This is a genomic window from Bacillus massiliglaciei (genome assembly GCF_900098925.1).
Classification (GTDB): Bacteria; Bacillota; Bacilli; order Bacillales; family DSM-1321; genus Peribacillus; species Peribacillus massiliglaciei.
The window spans coordinates 287110-303606 of the sequence record NZ_LT622360.1 but is presented as its reverse complement, the minus strand read 5'-3'; the positions used below and the strand labels follow the sequence as shown (position 1 = coordinate 303606).

At 39.9% G+C, this 16497-nt stretch carries 22 protein-coding genes and 1 tRNA gene; 8 read left to right on the top strand and 15 right to left on the bottom strand.

Annotation, left to right across the window (positions count from 1 at the left end; translation table 11 throughout):
• Nucleotides 1–10: 10 nt before the first annotated feature.
• From BQ4305_RS17985 to BQ4305_RS17970, 4 genes are all read right to left on the bottom strand, one after another.
• Entirely contained in the window at nt 11–364 is a 354-nt protein-coding gene (locus BQ4305_RS17985) for a PRD domain-containing protein (RefSeq protein ID WP_110929130.1), read from the bottom strand.
• The gene (locus BQ4305_RS17980) at nt 345–1472 is read right to left on the bottom strand and encodes an amidohydrolase/deacetylase family metallohydrolase (protein ID WP_199880750.1); all 1128 of its coding nucleotides are present in this window, start codon (nt 1470–1472) and stop codon (nt 345–347) included. Before BQ4305_RS17980 ends, BQ4305_RS17985 begins: the two co-directional genes overlap by 20 nt.
• 17 nt (nt 1473–1489) lie before the next feature.
• Complete coding sequence (locus BQ4305_RS17975; protein ID WP_110929128.1) at nt 1490–3331, bottom strand: BglG family transcription antiterminator; 1842 nt, start codon at nt 3329–3331, stop codon at nt 1490–1492.
• A 159-nt stretch (nt 3332–3490) separates the two neighbouring features.
• Nucleotides 3491–4168, bottom strand: a complete 678-nt coding sequence (locus tag BQ4305_RS17970) for an HAD family hydrolase (RefSeq protein ID WP_199880749.1) — start codon at nt 4166–4168, stop codon at nt 3491–3493.
• A gap of 728 nt (nt 4169–4896) precedes the next feature.
• Between BQ4305_RS17970 and cspC the strand changes: the two genes are divergently transcribed.
• On the top strand, nt 4897–5097 hold the full coding sequence (cspC, locus tag BQ4305_RS17965; RefSeq protein ID WP_010331195.1) for a cold shock protein CspC: 201 nt from the start codon (nt 4897–4899) through the stop codon (nt 5095–5097).
• Nucleotides 5098–5416: 319 nt separating this feature from the next.
• On the opposite strand, the gene BQ4305_RS17960 is transcribed toward cspC, so the two are convergent.
• Nucleotides 5417–5489: transfer RNA gene (locus BQ4305_RS17960), tRNA-Val, on the bottom strand.
• A gap of 188 nt (nt 5490–5677) precedes the next feature.
• Here BQ4305_RS17960 and BQ4305_RS17955 point away from each other — a divergent pair.
• A complete protein-coding gene (locus tag BQ4305_RS17955; RefSeq protein WP_110929126.1) occupies nt 5678–5902 on the top strand; it encodes a hypothetical protein in 225 nt (74 codons plus the stop codon).
• A 26-nt stretch (nt 5903–5928) separates the two neighbouring features.
• Here the strand turns inward: BQ4305_RS17955 and BQ4305_RS17950 are convergent, their stop codons facing one another.
• On the bottom strand, nt 5929–6486 hold the full coding sequence (locus BQ4305_RS17950) for a phosphatidylglycerophosphatase A family protein (protein ID WP_110929125.1): 558 nt from the start codon (nt 6484–6486) through the stop codon (nt 5929–5931).
• A gap of 166 nt (nt 6487–6652) precedes the next feature.
• On the opposite strand from BQ4305_RS17950, the gene BQ4305_RS17945 reads away from it, so the two are divergent.
• The 5 genes from BQ4305_RS17945 to BQ4305_RS17925 all read left to right on the top strand — a co-directional run bounded on the left by BQ4305_RS17945 (nt 6653) and on the right by BQ4305_RS17925 (nt 9626).
• Complete coding sequence (locus BQ4305_RS17945) at nt 6653–7378, top strand: alpha/beta hydrolase (RefSeq protein WP_110929124.1); 726 nt, start codon at nt 6653–6655, stop codon at nt 7376–7378.
• Nucleotides 7379–7484: 106 nt separating this feature from the next.
• Nucleotides 7485–8006 (top strand): YjcG family protein, encoded by a 522-nt coding sequence (locus tag BQ4305_RS17940; protein WP_110929123.1) that lies wholly within the window; start codon nt 7485–7487, stop codon nt 8004–8006.
• A 1-nt stretch (nt 8007) separates the two neighbouring features.
• Nucleotides 8008–8433, top strand: a complete 426-nt coding sequence (locus BQ4305_RS17935; protein WP_110929122.1) for a GNAT family N-acetyltransferase — start codon at nt 8008–8010, stop codon at nt 8431–8433.
• Between the two features lie 322 nt (nt 8434–8755).
• Nucleotides 8756–8998, top strand: coding sequence for a hypothetical protein (locus tag BQ4305_RS17930; RefSeq protein WP_110929121.1), 243 nt, complete (start codon nt 8756–8758; stop codon nt 8996–8998).
• 124 nt (nt 8999–9122) lie between these two features.
• Nucleotides 9123–9626: a spore coat protein gene (locus BQ4305_RS17925; protein ID WP_110929120.1), complete on the top strand. Its 504-nt coding sequence runs from the start codon at nt 9123–9125 to the stop codon at nt 9624–9626.
• Between the two features lie 48 nt (nt 9627–9674).
• Here the strand turns inward: BQ4305_RS17925 and BQ4305_RS17920 are convergent, their stop codons facing one another.
• The gene (locus tag BQ4305_RS17920) at nt 9675–9968 is read right to left on the bottom strand and encodes a hypothetical protein (protein ID WP_110929119.1); all 294 of its coding nucleotides are present in this window, start codon (nt 9966–9968) and stop codon (nt 9675–9677) included.
• 140 nt (nt 9969–10108) lie between these two features.
• Between BQ4305_RS17920 and BQ4305_RS17915 the strand changes: the two genes are divergently transcribed.
• Nucleotides 10109–12379: a UvrD-helicase domain-containing protein gene (locus BQ4305_RS17915; protein ID WP_110929118.1), complete on the top strand. Its 2271-nt coding sequence runs from the start codon at nt 10109–10111 to the stop codon at nt 12377–12379.
• A 42-nt stretch (nt 12380–12421) separates the two neighbouring features.
• Here BQ4305_RS17915 and BQ4305_RS17910 read toward each other — a convergent pair whose 3' ends face one another.
• The 8 genes from BQ4305_RS17910 to BQ4305_RS17880 form a co-directional block, all read right to left on the bottom strand.
• Entirely contained in the window at nt 12422–12679 is a 258-nt protein-coding gene (locus BQ4305_RS17910; protein WP_110929117.1) for a sporulation-specific transcription regulator SpoVIF, read from the bottom strand.
• A gap of 73 nt (nt 12680–12752) precedes the next feature.
• A complete protein-coding gene (spoVAE, locus tag BQ4305_RS17905; protein ID WP_110929116.1) occupies nt 12753–13109 on the bottom strand; it encodes a stage V sporulation protein AE in 357 nt (118 codons plus the stop codon).
• A gap of 16 nt (nt 13110–13125) precedes the next feature.
• Nucleotides 13126–14157, bottom strand: a complete 1032-nt coding sequence (gene spoVAD / locus BQ4305_RS17900) for a stage V sporulation protein AD (protein WP_110929115.1) — start codon at nt 14155–14157, stop codon at nt 13126–13128.
• Between the two features lie 3 nt (nt 14158–14160).
• A complete protein-coding gene (spoVAC, locus tag BQ4305_RS17895; protein WP_110929114.1) occupies nt 14161–14634 on the bottom strand; it encodes a stage V sporulation protein AC in 474 nt (157 codons plus the stop codon).
• Nucleotides 14635–14649: 15 nt separating this feature from the next.
• On the bottom strand, nt 14650–15141 hold the full coding sequence (locus BQ4305_RS17890; protein ID WP_199880748.1) for a YhcN/YlaJ family sporulation lipoprotein: 492 nt from the start codon (nt 15139–15141) through the stop codon (nt 14650–14652).
• A 201-nt stretch (nt 15142–15342) separates the two neighbouring features.
• Nucleotides 15343–15468, bottom strand: a complete 126-nt coding sequence (locus BQ4305_RS22055; RefSeq protein ID WP_267888128.1) for a hypothetical protein — start codon at nt 15466–15468, stop codon at nt 15343–15345.
• Nucleotides 15469–15521: 53 nt separating this feature from the next.
• Nucleotides 15522–15887: a DUF1360 domain-containing protein gene (locus BQ4305_RS17885; RefSeq protein WP_110929112.1), complete on the bottom strand. Its 366-nt coding sequence runs from the start codon at nt 15885–15887 to the stop codon at nt 15522–15524.
• Between the two features lie 4 nt (nt 15888–15891).
• A complete protein-coding gene (locus BQ4305_RS17880) occupies nt 15892–16494 on the bottom strand; it encodes a hypothetical protein (protein WP_110929111.1) in 603 nt (200 codons plus the stop codon).
• Nucleotides 16495–16497: the final 3 nt, after the last annotated feature.

Below are 16497 nucleotides of genomic sequence, written 5' to 3'. Positions count from 1 at the left end.
TCTCCCCTTGTTAAGAATTTTGTTTGGCCACTTCAAAATGAATAGACAGCAAATAAATTTCATCTTCTTCTAAATGGATTAGAAATTCTTTAACCTTTTTTGCAATCGCAAATGATTCATCAGAAATTTCAGAAAATAAAGTTTGATCGATCGGTGCAAGCCTTTCCCCTGTAATAGACCGGCATACCATCGCTGAAAGATGGGATAATAAGGATAAGGCCTGAACATCCGTCAGGGTGATTTGTTCCGCTTTACAGAGGGTGAGAGCAAGGTCAAATACTTTTTTACAGCGTATGCTATCCCCGCTTTTTGTAAGTAAATCCTGTATTTCTTCATTTATTTTTTCAGTATTCATGTGCTTCATAAACAACCTTTCCTTCCCTAATTGTCAGCTGAGGAACAATCATTCTATCAACTTCTAGTATTTCACCCTGAGAATCGACCAGTGTTTCATGTTGTTCTTCAACCTTAAAGACAGTAATATCTGCTCTTGTTCCAGGCTCAAGACTTCCCTGTTCAACTAATTTCAGAGCCCGTTTTGGTCTGCTGGTGACAGAAGCCACTAATTCTTCCAGACTGTAACCGATTGCCAGTAATTTGGACATTGTGGTCATTAAACTGCCGACTGGTTCATGATAGTTTCCCATATAAATATCCGTACTGGTAGAAAAGGGATATGGATACTTTTCCTTATACATTCTCATTGTTCGATAAGAAAAACTGGAAGTACCATGCCCCACATCAAATAGAACCCCGCGACTGATTGCCTCATGCGCTTCCGAAATCAGCTTACCTTCTTCATTTAAAATGCCGCCTTTTTTCCCATGGAACGCATGGGTCACCATATCACCTTTTTTCAAAAGGGGGAGGACTTCAGTAATGTCAGGCGGGGCATTTCCAATATGGACCATGATAGGCAATTTTGTTTCATCCGCTAGTTTCCTCGTATGCTCTAATGGTTTGATTCCATTGTCCTTTACAACTGAAGCGCTCATTCTGGCTTTTAATCCAACAATGTTTTTTTCAGCAGCAAGAATCTCGGTCAGTTCCTGAACAGTCATCAAATCATCCATATCAGATAATTCCGATAATCCTTCACAAAGCCCTTTTTTTGATATATTAAGAAAGGACAGCACTTCTGTCAGGCTTTTCTGAGCAACCGTTTGTTTAAAATCTTTGAAATCTTCTATCCCTGAACTGCCAGCATCCACAATGGTTGTTACGCCTTGATCAATTCCAACTTTATCCGCATTGATTCCTAGGGTGGTTTTTGTTTCAAACACATGTACATGCATATCAATAAACCCCGGTGCGACATAACTTCCTTTAAGATCAATTTCAATTACGCTATCTAAATCTGCCTTTTCCGCACTGACTAAGGTTCCCCCAGCGATATAGACATCTTTTTGGACAAAGGTTTCCGCTTCTGAGTCGAATACCCAGCCATTCTTTAAAATCGTTGCCTCCCTCATTTCCTCCTCACATCCGATCATTGAAAGTATGTTAATAGAGCGTTCCGTTCTGTGTCATTAATAAATATGTTATGACGCTCTAAAATGGTATTAATTTGAGTTAATACTCCTTCATCATGAGAATCTTTAGTTTGATGAATAAACTGGTCATACTGCTGATGGAAATAATAACGATGCACCATTAAAAACAGATGAACCTGCAATCCCCTTTTTTTGTCCTCTGGAATTTTATCTTTTAACAATTCCGAAAATTCATAAGAAAGTTCAAAGCCTTTTACAATAATTTCTTGACTGATCATTTCATAATCTTCATTTGCGGAAGTTTCATTTTTTTCAATTATAAATTCTGTGTCGCATACTTTATTCTTTATCAGTTCATTAAACTTTTCTTGAATGATTTGGATACTTTCTTCAGTGGGAACTGGCTCCACAACAACTACCGGAATGCTTGATTGAATGGGGAAAACACTGATAATCAAATCAATATCCTCATTTTTGCTGATTTCATCAGCTTCAATTACCGAGCAGTAACTAGTAATGTTAATTTCACCGATTTCCCGCTCTACTCGATTTTTAATTAAACGGGCAACACCTCTCCCTGTCGAGCACACATATAAGGCTTTAATTCTCGGCTTCTTTTTAAACCCATTTTCATATGAAACGAGGAAGTGTAAAGCAATGAAGGATAGAAACGAGTCATTAATGACACATGAATGCTTTCCAAAAAGGAATTCACAAGCCTCTTTTATACTGGAAAATAAGGATGAGTTATTTCTTTTAATCTCATTCGTAAACGGATTGACTTCTGTCACATAGGTTTTATTTTTTTCAAATCGCAAAGACAAATGGGTCAGTAAATTATTGAATAACCGAGTATCCTTATCGTAGGGGATCTGCTCTTTTTGACTAACATGACGAATCATCTCCTCTGTAACCGTTAAAAGATTCAGTTCCTTATCTTCTAACAAAAAGTTACGATGGACATAGAGAAATTCATCTTCCAGAAGAGGGAGACCTAACTCCTGACAAAGCTGATCCATTACCTCAAAAATAAATTCAGAAGAGGCAGAAGAATGATAGTGTCCTTTTTTCGCTAACCGATAGCTCCCAATCGTGAATTCAGATTCAATACGGACTAGAAAAATAATCAGTCGCATCAGAATGGATAATATCTCTGCATTTGGAACGTTTTTCAGCTCATCATTTGCTAGCACCATGCGGATATACCCCATCACTAGATCGAATTCATGTTGAATCTCCTGAATATAAACACTGGTTCCATCATTAGAAACATTAGATTTCAATTGAGAAATGATTTTATACATATCAAAATGACTTAAATTTTCTTGGATCATATGTTCGAAAAGCAGCCGAATATGAATTTCATTGCCGACAAGCTTATATCCAATACGCGGTTTTCGCTCTAATGTCACCATCCAGGGCTGAATAAAATTTTCCAGGTAATCTAAATCACTAATCACCGTATTCCTGCTTACAAGTAAATGATTTGCTATTTCTGCCGTTGTCATATACTCCTTGTGAGAAAGAAATAAATATAACATTTTCTCAATCCTCATGTTCTGATCAGGATATAAAGGCGATCCCTTCATTTCCATTAATAACCTGTAAAGTTTCAGCCGTTCGTTTTTACTGCTTTCAACCCAATAACCTTTATTTGACTGAGCGTAAAAGGAAACTCCTTCCTGTTGAAACCATTTTCGGACTTTGTCTAAATCGGATTTGATTGTCCTTGTACTCACATGGAATTCTGCTGATAAATCTTTAGTCCGGACCGTTTTTTCAGCTCCAAGTAATTTAGTTACGATTTGAATTTCTCTCGTTGTTAACAAATTCTTCACCGCACTTTATTCATATATTTATAAATACTAAGGACCTTATAAAAAGTATAGCTTGTAGATAAAATCCTTTACAGTCCAAATTCATTCACCAATATTGGTGAAATAAATTGATAATTCTAAACTTTATATTTTATTTTTACATTTAAAAAAAGGATTCGGTCAGACCGGATCCTTTTCTGATTGTTTCTTTATAATGGGCAAAATCTCTTGAATATGGTGAACCGTATAATCAGCATCCTGGATTTCCTTCTCATCTCCAAAGCCGTATCGGCATCCAATGGTTATAAGTTGGTTAAACTTTCCTGCCTCTATATCAGAATGGCGGTCTCCCACCATCACTCCTTTTTTAGCCGGATAGGCATCCAGCAGCTTAGCAACAAGTTCAACTTTCGTTCTGGTTTCTTGGCCTCCTGCGCTATAAAGGTCAACAAAATAGGACTCTAACGAAAATTCCTCGATGACCCTATGTACATACTCTTTGCTTCCATTGCTGGCTATGTATAGCGGATATCCTTCGTTTTTCAAAGCTTTCAAGGTATCTTCCACATGCGGAAATAATTTTCCCGCCTTTGGAATATATTCCGCCTCAATATCCACTAATATCGCTTCCGCTTCTTCAATTACTTCTGAATCGGCATTAGGCAAAAGAATCGCAAAAATATCATCTGTGACCATTCCAAGAAAGTGCTCATAACTTGGAAAAATTTTCATTTCTAATTCTTCCGAATATCGTTCCTTCAATACTTCCAATGTACGAGGGAATGTTAGATTCGTCAGTTCCTTACAATCAAATATAGTACCGTCTAAATCAAATATGATAGGGTCATTTTTGCTCACTGGCATCACCTTCTAATATGGTATAACAAATCCCCTTCTTTATGTTAAAGGAGAATGTCCAAATCAAATTAAAGAAATACATGTATGGTTTAGAATACACTATTAGAATTGTCTGGTAAATCTAAAGTTAGAGAATAAAACATTTTTTCAAAATCGCCCCAGCTTCAGGACTTTCTTTTAAGCTCTCGTATTATTTTTTTCTAAAGGTATGAGAATACATAGACGGAGAATTTTCGGTTAATGTAAAGAAGGAATCTTAAAAAGCAGATATAAGCGGAGATATTCTGATTAAACGTCTCTAATTAAGATAAGATCCAAAGAATCTGAAAATGCAAAGAAAAAAACTTCCATTATATAGATAATTTTATGTTTATTGCACCGTCGATAAGCTCATAAGATTTAATATTATAATCCGTATTTTGTTTCCTATATCCCCTGCATTGACATCTATTTTAATTAAATGATTTGTTATTCTAAAAAAGACGGTCTATTTTACTGGCTTCAAAAAAGACTGGGTCTACCCGAATAGATATAAAATTTCTTTTTTTAAAAGCTATGAGTCCCCCTTATATCATTGGCTATTTGCATTCTCGGATATTTACTGTTATTATAAAGAAGAATTATTTTTGTTCGGTGTAAACAATAGTTTAAGGCTAGACCTTTCTTCTGGAGAATCACTTTGGGCAAGAATAGTAACATTTGTGCAATCGCACTAGGAGGCAACAAAAATGGAACAAGGTACAGTAAAATGGTTTAACGCAGAAAAAGGTTTCGGTTTCATCGAGCGTGAAAATGGAGACGACGTATTCGTTCACTTTTCAGCAATTCAAAGTGAAGGCTTCAAGTCTTTAGACGAAGGCCAAAAAGTTACTTTTGACGTTGAGCAAGGCGCTCGCGGAGCTCAAGCAGCTAACGTTCAAAAAGCATAATCTTAGATAAATCATACAAACAGACTCTTTTATAGGGTCTGTTTTTTATTTCACATTAATTAATCAAAAAACCCTACTCAATTAACGAGCAGGGTAAATGGTACAGGTAAAGTAAAAAAAATTTAATACTTCAAAGGTTTCAATTTAGTATAGCATACTTATTAAGAATGTGCGGAAATGCACATAGTTTATTTTTTTATTGAATTTTGAATCATCCTACGCAAGTTCTCTTTTTCATCAAATCAATTTTGATTAAAAATAAATAAGATAAAAAAGGAGCTAAACCCTTTTTAAACAAGTTTAGCTCCTTCTTAATTAGTGACCTGTGACGGGCTCGAACCGCCGACCCCAACCCTGTCAAGGTTGTGCTCTCCCAACTGAGCTAACAGATCATATTTGTTATTTACCTCTTATGTACTCTTCTAATTATATGTATTTAACAAGCAATGTCAACAGCTTTTTTTAGAGAATTTTTAAAGAGATCCGAGACAAAAAAACAAACAAATATTCTCCTTTCATTTGCATAACGAACAATTGTTCGCATATAATATAAACATACTTAACAAAGGAGGTTGGATCCATGGCAACTCTTCCGGCTGCACTTTTGCTCCCTGGAACTGTACTTGAAATCATTTATCAATCAGAAAGCGGGGCTTTCACCCAGAGGAAAATACAAGTCATCTGCACAGACAGTGACCGCATTCGGGCAATTTGTTTTCTCCGGCAAACCAAGAGGACCTTTAAACTGGATAATATCCTTTCGGTCCGCCCGGCAGCCGGCAGCTCTTTCAAAAAAATAAAATAATAAATGGGTTGTGTTAAGAAAGGTGATTAGCCAATCAGTTCTTCTTCATCCTGAATATCTTTTTCTTCTTTTGTCAGCGATTCTTCGTCATCCCTTAATCGATGCGCCAGCCTGGAAGCTGCACTGGCTGCAATGCTGGCCACAATATCATCCAAAAAGGTATGGACCTTCCCCTCCTCTTTTGTATCCAGGTCCCTTATAATCCCTATTTTATTTTTATCAAGGTGGCCAAAGGAAGTGACAGCAATGCTCCCGTATGCCAGAACCGCCCCAAAGGCAATCGTTTCATCCACACCAAATAATCCTTCATCGGACTCTACAATGGATTGAAGCGGCTCTGAGAGTTTCTTTTGTTCTGCCAATTTATCCAATTCTACACCTACTAAAATGGCATGCTGTATTTCCCGTTTCAGCAGGACTCTCTCCACACTGTGAATACATTCTTCCAGTTCAAGTTTTTCATTATAAGGATATTGCAATTCATATACTATTTCTGCAATTGCTTCGATTGTTACGCCACGGCTGCAAATCGCTTCTCTTGCGGCCTTTGTTACTTCCCTGCTATGAACTCTGGAATTTGCCATAAGAATCTGCCCCTTTTCCATTTTATAGAAGTTTCATTCATTATATCATGACTTATATACAGATTAATGCCGAATTTATAGTCCTGGCGGGTAAAAGAACAGGGACTATGCTAAAATAATCGAGTATTGAAAAAAATCATACTTTTTCACAAAGGTGCGTGATGAAATGAGTACCAGTAAAGGCACGATAAAAGAATATACTTTTACTAGCCAGGCATTGAATGAAGAATTGGAACTTCTTGTCTATCTGCCGGCAAACTTTTCTCCATTGTATAAATATTCTCTTCTGATTGCCCAGGATGGCCGGGATTATTTCCAAATGGGGCGAATCGGCCGTTTTGCTGATGAACTGTTAGCGAATGGAGAGATTGAAAATGTGATTATCATCGGTGTTCCATATAAAGACCGCTTTGACCGATGGGAGAAATATCATCCGCAAGGTAAAAAACAGAGTGCATACATACGCTTTCTTGCTCATGAGCTTGTTCCATTTTTGGACGAAGAATTCCCGACTTATCAGATGGGATCCGGCCGGGGATTAATTGGGGACTCTCTTGGCGGAACTGTTTCTTTCATGGCAGCTATGCAGTATCCGCATACTTTCGGAAAATGTATCATGCAATCCCCTTTAGTCGATGATACGGTGATGCAGTCTGTCCGCGAGTTTGAAGATTCCCATCTGATTGATCTTTATCACGTAATCGGCAAAGGAGAAACAGATGTCCCCTCCACTAAGGATGGGTCTACATCGAATTTCATTGAACCAAACAGGGAACTTCATGATTTATTAAAGAAGAAATCCTTTACCTATTTCTATGATGAATTCGATGGAAAACATACCTGGAAATTTTGGCAGGCAGATATAAAACGGGCGCTCTCTGAAATGTTTTAAGCTTGAACTCAGCCTAAACTGGCGCAATAAAGGCGCATCAGGTAAAATGAAGCCATACTAAATATTTAGATGATTGCCACATTTTTTATTTTTAGGAGGTCAAATTATGAAATACGGTGTTGTTATTTTCCCATCGAAAAAATTACAGGATATCGCAAATTCCTATCGGAAGCGTTATGATACCAAATATGCGCTTATACCGCCGCATATTACATTGAAACCTTCTTTTGAAGCTGACATCGAAGCTTCCGAGCTGGCTGATAAACTTAAAAAGATCGCCAAAGAAATCCATCCATTTGACTTGAAAGTGACAAAGGTAAAATCTTTCCAGCCTGTCAGCAACACGATATTCTTTAAAGTGGAGCCGACTGAAGAATTGGAAGCGCTGTATGAGGCCCTTCGCAGTGAACGCTTTTTCAAAATCGATAAAGCTGAAAGTTATGCATTCGTCCCTCATATTACTATTGCTCAAGACCTGAATGATAATGAGCATTCAGATGTACTTGGCCAGCTGAGCATGCTTGATTTAACACATGAAGAAAAAGCGAACCGGGTTCACCTGCTTTATCAGCTGGAGGATGGCCCTTGGTCCGTATATGAAACATTTCGCCTAGGAGCTGAAGAATAGAATGTTAGTTACGATTGCTGCTACACCAGAAGAACGCACTCAGGCATACTCCATCAGAAAAAAAGTATTCGTTGAGGAACAGCGTGTGCCGCTCGAAGAAGAAATTGACCAATATGAAGATGAAGCGACCCACTTCCTTCTGTTAGATGACCAAGGAAGTCCATCAGGAGCCGGTCGATTCCGAATTTTGGACGGTATCGGCAAGGTGGAGAGAATCTGTGTTCTTGCCGATAAACGGGAAAAAGGAGCAGGAGCCGCCATCATGGGAAAGATTGAGGAATTCGCTAAACAGCACCCTGTCTCCCAGTTAAAATTAAACGCCCAGGTCACTGCCATTCCCTTTTATGAAAAATTAGGGTATCACATCGTTTCAAAAGAATTTATGGATGCCGGCATTCCTCATAAAACAATGGTAAAAAACTTATAGAAAAATGCATACTTATAGATTCTCAGAATGAATCATAATGGATTGGGAGGAGCGCCTCTTTGGGGGTGGCTCTATGCACGGCCCGTTTCCGATACAGAAAACCCTGCAGCAAGCAAAAGCATTAAATTTCTCACAGAGAAATTTAATGCTTTTTATTTTTGCTGACGTCTTTTTTCCTTTTCTAAATGAGCATAACTCACATCAAATTAGATAAAACTCACAAAAAAAACGGTCACACCGATAAATTTCCGCAGTTAACCAATGCCAATCTCCGCATTTGTTCATAGTCTATCCATATAGGGAAAAAAAGGAGGGTAAAATCATGGATTTAAATGGGTTCAATTTGGAGGAATCGCAAAAACGGCTGATGGAGCTGCTGGTGTCCAGGACACTTCGCAAGCACGGTGTCAAAACAGATAAGCTTGACCTCTCTGAAAAAGAAAAAAGAAATTTACGGGAGACAGTTGAGCTATTAAAACAGCAATCGGAATTGATCATCAATCAAAAGACAAAAATTACAGAACATGATGTGAACCCGGTCACCAAAAAGTTTGAAGACCGCTAGAAGTGTTCCAGGAAAATAATGAATTCCCCTAAAAAATAGATGCATAGATTGAGAAATTCGTCCAACCAGATTGGTCCTGAGCGCATATTTTAATAGGGAATAAAATCCTAAGGAGGAAATAAGCATGGGTAATAACCAAAATGTATATCGCAGCAACTGTCATTCTTCCAGCCATTGCGATACACACGAAAGAACCTGGTCCGCATTGGATGATAATTGCAAACATCCATTAACCGATTTCTGCGGGAATGATGATACCTCTATTGACCAGGAGGGCAGACAAGAAAATGTAGAAGTACAAATTTCTGAAGAACTTGTTTATATCAAGGATTCCTGCAATGTCAATGTTACATCCACAGACGTAAAAGCTGCATTATCCCTGCAAGCTGCACTGCAGGCCGCCATCGCTGTCATCATCAGCATTTCTATTGCGGACAGCGACAATGCAGAAAGAATCACACAAGAGTTGATCCAATCTTCTAAAATCAAACAAATCACTCGTCAAAAAACAATCGTAGAAAACAGCCGTGACATCGATATCACAACTACTGATGCTCAAATCGCATTGAACATCCAGCTTCTGCTTCAGTTATTGCTTGCATTGATTGTAGAACTAGACATTTTATAAGAGCATTTCAAAAAAGGACACAGCCGTGTCCTTTTTATTTTGAATCCATTAAATTGCATCGTTGAAGTTTAAGCCTTTGCCCGTTACTGCAGCGACAGTTTCTTCCGACACATAAACCTTATTCTTTTTAGTCCATGAATAAGCAGCCCGTTTCTTTTCTTTCTTCCGCAATTGATCTGCCCATGCATGTGCCTTCCCAAATAACTCTTCTTCCTTTTTTAGCAGATAGGCCTGGAAAATGGGCGCCGTTTCATCCACTTGTCTTTTTTTCAAGCCTGCCTCTTCTGTTCTGTTTGCATAATGTATGTATGAAAAATTGGTTACTGGTGCGATATATCCCATTGAAACCGCCTCTTTTCGGCTCTTTTTATATACCTTTACCCTCATTCCTTCCGATTAAAACCTTCTTTAGTCTTTTTGTTCATGATTTGTTTTGATATGATGGGAGATGCCGATATTTTTAAAGATTAGAGGTTTACAAGATGAAACAAGCTATAGCAGGTGAAAAATTGATCGAGCTTCCCAATGTTTCTGCCGGTGAACTGCAAGCACTTTATGAACAGGGAAAACAGGGATTGCTTACATGTCCAAGCTGTCAAGAGCAGGTAAAATTATATGTCGGCATCCATGAACAGCCGCATTTTTATCATTCAGCGGCCTCATCTCACTGCGAAGGCCCGACATTAAAAGCTGCATTAGATCAAGAGGATACTCAATTTTTGGAGCATGGCGGCTACAGACTTCCGCAAATAAGAGCCATTTCAAGTGATAAACAAGAGGCCGTACCCTTTTTAAAAGCGCGGACGATTGCCGGCGCCCCTGCCTTCCGTTTAGAGAAAAAAGAATCTGGGATTTCCAAAGAACCTTATTTTATTGAACTTGAGGAACAGGGCATCCGTCTTGACCCGGAACAAAAAAAAGCGGTCACCTGCACAGACGGACCTTTGCTTGTCCTTTCCGGAGCAGGAAGCGGCAAAACCAGGGTCCTGACTGTCCGGACAGCCTATATGCTGTCCGTGAAACAGATAGATCCGGGAAGTATCATGCTTGTCACTTTCACCTCCAAAGCAGCAAAAGAAATGAAGCAAAGGCTGCTGAATTATCCATCCATAAACGCATCCCTTGTCTCCCGCATTGTGAGCGGCACCTTCCACAGCATTTTTTATAAGCTCCTTATCTTTCATGAACCTGAAAAATGGAGACGCGAATTGCTGATAAAGTGGGAATGGGAAAAGGAACGGGTCCTTAAGCAGGCCGGCCGGGAACTTGGACTGGATGAAAAGCAGTTCGCTTACGATCAGGCACTCGGCCAAATCGGATTATGGAAGAACTCATTAAAATTCCCTGATGATATTAAACCGGCTGATGATTTTGAAAAATCCTGTCAGCATCTATATAAATATTATGAAGAATATAAATTACAGTCGGGAAAATATGATTTCGATGATATGCTCGTCGGATGTTATGTACTCTTTCAATCCCGTCCGGATCTTCTTCAGAAGTACCAGCAGCGCTTCCAATATTTCTTGGTAGATGAGTTCCAGGATATTAATAAAGTTCAATATGAATTAATTAAACTCCTGTCTAAAAAGAATAAAAATATATGCGCTGTGGGAGATGATGATCAATCTATCTACTCCTTTCGAGGGAGCGATCCTCACTATATACTCAACTTCAGCTTGGACTTTCCGGGGGCTAAGATGATTAAACTAACCGAGAATTACCGTTCTTCCCATGAAATCGTATCTGCTGCCAACCGAATCATCAAACGGAATACAAAACGGATGGATAAAATAATGAAGGCTCAGCATGACAAAGGTCCGTCCCCCGTTCTTTTCTATCCATTTGACGAAGAACTGGAAGCGACAATGATTGTATCAGACATCCAGGAAAAGATAGCCAAGGGTGCCAATCCCGGCGCTTTTGCCATTTTATACAGAACTCATTCTATGTCAAGGGCTGTTTTTGAGAGGCTTGCTTCCTCCAACCTTCCTTTTATCATAGAAAATGATGCGGAATCCTTCTACCAGCGCAGGGTCGTGCGCGGCATGCTCGCTTTCTTGCGATTAAGCCTTCAGCCTCATGATGCTAAGGCAGCCAGCGATATACTTTCCTCCTTGTTCCTAAGACAAAACGTCCTTCAGGATTTAAAAGCACAGACCATCCTTCAGGACTGCGATTTTATTGATGCCTTTCAATATGTCAAAACCGGACATGCCTTCCAGGAAAAGAAATTAAAAACACTGCCAGGTTTAATCCGGCAACTGAAGACACTGTCTCCGCTGGCAGCACTTGAAGTCATTGAAAAAGATCTGGGATATCAGGAGTTTATAAAAAAAAGAGGGAATGAAGCTTCCACGGAGAAAGGCTCCGATGATATCCGCGATTTGCGGGTGGCGGCCAAACGTTTTTCCACTGTAAAGAAATTCATGGAGCATGCAGATCACATGGTTGCTATGGTGCAGGAAATGAAGCAGCTTTCAAAGCGCTATACCAATGCCATCCAGCTGACAACGGTGCATAGAGCCAAAGGTTTGGAATTCAACTGTGTGTATGTATTAGCAGCTGTAGACGGAAGCCTTCCTCATGACTTTGCCCTTGAATCGTACAGAAAAGGCAATCTGGATCCTCTGGAAGAGGAACGCAGGCTCTTTTATGTGGCAGCGACACGGGCAAAGCATGAACTATACTTGTCCATCCTTCAGACACGCCGAGGAAAAACAGCGTATCCTTCCAGATTTCTGAAAATGTAAGAAAACGGACTGTCCTTACTTTTGGACAGTCCTTTTCTTACATTACCTTTTTTGATTAATCATCTGTGTCAATGTTCCAAAATCAATTTTCTGTCCGTCCTTTATAATGGACTTTACGATTTGCTCTTCTGTTTCCTTATTGACGGGCTTATTGGCAATTTGGGAAACCCTTTTAATGATATTGCGGACTGTAGCCTCGTCTTTAAAATTCGCTCCCTGCAAAGAGGCTGCTAAGTCAAACACATCTTTCATATTCACGCCTGTTTTGCTTTCTACATTTTTAAAAAAATTATTATCCATCCGTTACCCCTCCTGTTCTGTATCCATCCTATGAAATACATCCCAAAAGGTGCACGGCCCAAGAACAAAGTTCTCAGCCTTTCGGCTTAAAGATCAGAGCGCCGATAAAGCTGAACACAATCGCGGCTGAAATTCCAGAGCTGGTTACTTCAAACATCCCTGTCAGCACACCGATCAGACCGTGTTTTTCCGATTCGTACATGGCTCCTTCGACCAATGAATTGCCGAATGAGGAAATCGGAATGGTGGCTCCTGCCCCGGCAAAACTAATAAAGGGCTCATACCAGCCAAAACCAGATATGACAGCGCCAAGGACTACGAACAAACTTAATGTGTGTGCGGGTGTCAATTTTGCAATGTCAAAACAGAGCTGACCGATGACACAGATCAATCCCCCGATGACAAAGGACCAAAAGAACATTGCGAGCATACTCTCTACTCCTTTCTTATGTGAGTTCCGTCCCTCTGTATTCAATAGAAACAGCATGGGCAATACATGGGATACTGTCCTTTTGCTGTATAGATAACGGCGAAAGCAAAGCACCGGTTGCCACCAGCAGAATTTTTTTATAGACTCCCTGCCTCATCTGATTCAACAGATGTCCATACAGCACGACAGCTGAACATCCCGCACCGCTTCCTCCCGCCAGAACAGGCTGATCCTCCTTAAAAAGCATAAGACCGCAATCCTGAAATTTTTCCTGATTGATCCGGTTTCCTTTTTCCTTCAATAAATCCAATGCAGTTTCACGGCCGATTCGGCCGAGGTCTCCCGTTATGATCAGATCATAATCATCAGCAGATTGGCCGGTATCTTCAAAGTGGGCCATAATCGTATCAACCGCAGCCGGAGCCATTGCTCCCCCCATATTAAAAGGGTCCTTCAGCCCCATATCGATCACTTTTCCAATTGTAGCTGCCGTAACCTCGGGATAACTTCCCGTTCTGGAATCAGCTTGCGCCACAATGCCCACTCCAGCGCCTGTGATTGTCCATTGAGCAGTCGGCGGCTTTTGCCCGCCGTATTCAGTTGGATAGCGGAACTGTTTCTCCACTGCTGCATTATGGCTCGATGCACCAGTCAATATATGGTGGGCACCCCCATTATTCACAATAAAAGCAGCCAGAGCCAGTCCTTCCATGGAGGTTGAACAGGCACCAAACAAGCCCATATAAGGAATTCCGTTCGTCCTGGCTGCAAAACTGGATGGGGTTATCTGGTTGATCAAATCTCCCGCCATGAAGAATTGGATATTCTCTTCTTTTAATTTGCTTTTTTTCAAAGCATGCTGTACAGCATCCTCCAGTAATTTCCGATGTGCCTTTTCATAACTTTCCTGCTTTATCCACAGATCATCATACAGAACGTCAAAGTCTTCTGAAAGCTTTCCGTTTGCTTCAAACGGTCCCCCTGAAACACCAGTGCCGATTATGATAGGCTTATTTTTGAACGTCCAGGACTGTTTTCCCTTTAACATGTTTCAGCCTCCTGTCAGCATAAGATAAATGGTTTTGATTAAGGAAACGACAAAGGCGGAAAAGACTCCAAAAAGAATGACAGAACCCGCCAGCTTAAACATGTTACTCCCGACTCCCAGTACAAAGCCTTCTGTACGATGCTCAATAGCTGCAGAAATGACCGCATTTCCGAACCCCGTTACAGGCACCGCACTGCCCGCTCCGGCAAACTGGCCAATATGATCATACACACCGAAGCCAGTCAGCAGCAGGGCCAGAAAGATCATTGTGGCACTTGTCGGATTTCCGACTGTCTGCTCGGTAAAATTGAAAAAATAAATATAAAAATAAGAGATAGCCTGTCCGACTAAACAGAAATGACCGCCAACTAAAAATGCTTTTACACAATTCCATAAAACCGGACGCTTCGTTTCATGCTTTCCTTGAAACTTCTTATATTCTTCCTGTTTAGCTTGCTTTTGATCCTGATTGTCCATTCCCTTCTGCCTCCTTTACGTCATCGCATCTTTCAGTTCAATAATTTCATCAAATTTTTTCCTGGCTTTCTTATCAGACACATCTTTTTCTTTCAGCATTCGATTCAGCCTCATCGCCTCAAGAAATATTTTGTAATCACTAGAGACCTTAAAATTCAGGTCCGGATAATTCTTTTCCAGCTTTTTTGTTAAATTCTTTTCAATCTGCTTCATTCTAAAGCGCTCCATATGCTTCACCTTATAGGCAACGAGCACTTCTTTGTCCTTTTTCACGACGATTGCATCATACAGGTTTTTATCTTGATTAACTGTACGTTTGATGTCTGTGATTAAGCCTTCATGGGGATTTTCTCTGTAATCATCTCCATCCATCCCATAGATGATATCCATTGGCTTTGGATCAACCTTCTTTATAAATGCCATATTCTCTGACTTGCCGTCATCCTTGCTTGCACAGCCTGCAACAATTAAAGATACTATCATCATAACGATTAATTTCCGAGCCATCCGCATGCCTCACTTTCAGCTTTTGTCTCTTTTATTTTTCTAAAGGACCGAACATATTATAAGTGGGATTAATTGGCAATTCATCGTATTTCAGCATACAAAAAAACCTCCCAGTCGATGGGAGGTTCCTGACTTAAAAATGTTTGAGCTACAGAGTTCCTCTTCAAGCTTTTTTGTTTCCTGCCTGATATCAGTCCAACTTTAATAATATCCATAACTCTTTTTCGGACTGTTACATCCGCAGTTTTTCTTTACTTTGGTCTGAGGGATAGGTTTTTTAACCGCTTTCTTCGTATTCCACTGATTTTGCTTATAGTTCATCATCATATGCCCTCCTTTTCTATTTATAAGATATGAAAAAAAAAGACAAGTTGTATCTTTCAATCGCCCAGCCACTTCGTATTTAACGTTTCTAATAAGGAGCCCACCGCAGCAATTGAAAATAAAAGGATTAGGCATTCCCCCAGAAACCATCCGTTCACGTACAGAAGTAGAAGAAATAGACTTACCCAAACCCCTGTACACCAATAACAGGATAATAATTCCCCAATCCAGCCCTTTATGCCGCTTCTTTTCGGAACAAGGAAAATTTCTTTTTCACCTGAAGAATCCGTTTCCTCAATCTCGTCAAAAAAGGGGCGCCTGAATCGCTCGGTTATTTTATCGAATACAATTAATCGGGTAAGACGAAATGAGGCCAGACCCAGCATAAGGAAAGCAACCCATCCAGTTTCAGAAATCAGCATTTGCTTATTCTCCGTTTTCCGGATTAATTTTCAGGTTTTCAATATCGGAAATATTGACATAACGAATCCTGTTACCGCCCTTAATCTTGACTGACTCTCCTCTTTTTCCCAAAATTTGAAATTTTATCTTTTCACCGTAAACCACTGCTTCACATTCCGTTTCATCACCTTCCGCTGCCAGCCTGGTGACGATTTGTTCAGCTGTTTCTTTGTTCACAGGCCTTGAGAGTGCCTTCTTTTTTACTGGCTTCACTTCGGTTTCTTCAAACGCTTCCTTATTTTCAAAAGTCTCCTCAGCCGGCTGATTCTGTGTATATGGGTTGGTAATAGCCCTGACTTTTTGCTTCTCTGTTTCGATTTCCTTCATGACTTCATAAACGCCAAATTCCTTTTTTATCGTTTCCAGCTGCTCATTGTCTCCTTCTTTCTTCTCTTCTTTATTAGAAGACTCCTTTTCAGGAACTTCCTTCTGCAACTTTTTTTTCTTTTTTGGCGTCCTGTAAACGGATTGCATATCCGTGCGTACACTTGGTTCTTCTTTTACTTTGTCAGGCTGAACGATGTATAAAAGGGGTTTGGATTCTTGATTTTTCTTCTCATCAGACAAGGT

Excerpts from the sequence above, each read along its gene's own strand:
- BQ4305_RS17930 (WP_110929121.1), top strand. The coding sequence starts at position 8,756 with ATGGATTTAAATGGGTTCAATTTGGAGGAATCGCAAAAACGGCTGATG.
- spoVAC (WP_110929114.1), bottom strand. The coding sequence starts at position 14,634 with ATGGACAATCAGGATCAAAAGCAAGCTAAACAGGAAGAATATAAGAAG.
- BQ4305_RS17910 (WP_110929117.1), bottom strand. The coding sequence starts at position 12,679 with ATGGATAATAATTTTTTTAAAAATGTAGAAAGCAAAACAGGCGTGAAT.
- BQ4305_RS17885 (WP_110929112.1), bottom strand. The coding sequence starts at position 15,887 with ATGCTGATTTCTGAAACTGGATGGGTTGCTTTCCTTATGCTGGGTCTG.
- BQ4305_RS17915 (WP_110929118.1), top strand. The coding sequence starts at position 10,109 with ATGAAACAAGCTATAGCAGGTGAAAAATTGATCGAGCTTCCCAATGTT.
- spoVAE (WP_110929116.1), bottom strand. The coding sequence starts at position 13,109 with ATGCTCGCAATGTTCTTTTGGTCCTTTGTCATCGGGGGATTGATCTGT.
- BQ4305_RS17945 (WP_110929124.1), top strand. The coding sequence starts at position 6,653 with ATGAGTACCAGTAAAGGCACGATAAAAGAATATACTTTTACTAGCCAG.
- BQ4305_RS17985 (WP_110929130.1), bottom strand. The coding sequence starts at position 364 with ATGAAGCACATGAATACTGAAAAAATAAATGAAGAAATACAGGATTTA.
- BQ4305_RS17940 (WP_110929123.1), top strand. The coding sequence starts at position 7,485 with ATGAAATACGGTGTTGTTATTTTCCCATCGAAAAAATTACAGGATATC.
- BQ4305_RS17935 (WP_110929122.1), top strand. The coding sequence starts at position 8,008 with ATGTTAGTTACGATTGCTGCTACACCAGAAGAACGCACTCAGGCATAC.
- BQ4305_RS17925 (WP_110929120.1), top strand. The coding sequence starts at position 9,123 with ATGGGTAATAACCAAAATGTATATCGCAGCAACTGTCATTCTTCCAGC.
- BQ4305_RS17950 (WP_110929125.1), bottom strand. The coding sequence starts at position 6,486 with ATGGCAAATTCCAGAGTTCATAGCAGGGAAGTAACAAAGGCCGCAAGA.
- cspC (WP_010331195.1), top strand. The coding sequence starts at position 4,897 with ATGGAACAAGGTACAGTAAAATGGTTTAACGCAGAAAAAGGTTTCGGT.
- spoVAD (WP_110929115.1), bottom strand. The coding sequence starts at position 14,157 with ATGTTAAAGGGAAAACAGTCCTGGACGTTCAAAAATAAGCCTATCATA.
- BQ4305_RS17980 (WP_199880750.1), bottom strand. The coding sequence starts at position 1,472 with ATGAGGGAGGCAACGATTTTAAAGAATGGCTGGGTATTCGACTCAGAA.
- BQ4305_RS17890 (WP_199880748.1), bottom strand. The coding sequence starts at position 15,141 with ATGGCTCGGAAATTAATCGTTATGATGATAGTATCTTTAATTGTTGCA.
- BQ4305_RS22055 (WP_267888128.1), bottom strand. The coding sequence starts at position 15,468 with ATGATGATGAACTATAAGCAAAATCAGTGGAATACGAAGAAAGCGGTT.
- BQ4305_RS17920 (WP_110929119.1), bottom strand. The coding sequence starts at position 9,968 with ATGGGATATATCGCACCAGTAACCAATTTTTCATACATACATTATGCA.
- BQ4305_RS17955 (WP_110929126.1), top strand. The coding sequence starts at position 5,678 with ATGGCAACTCTTCCGGCTGCACTTTTGCTCCCTGGAACTGTACTTGAA.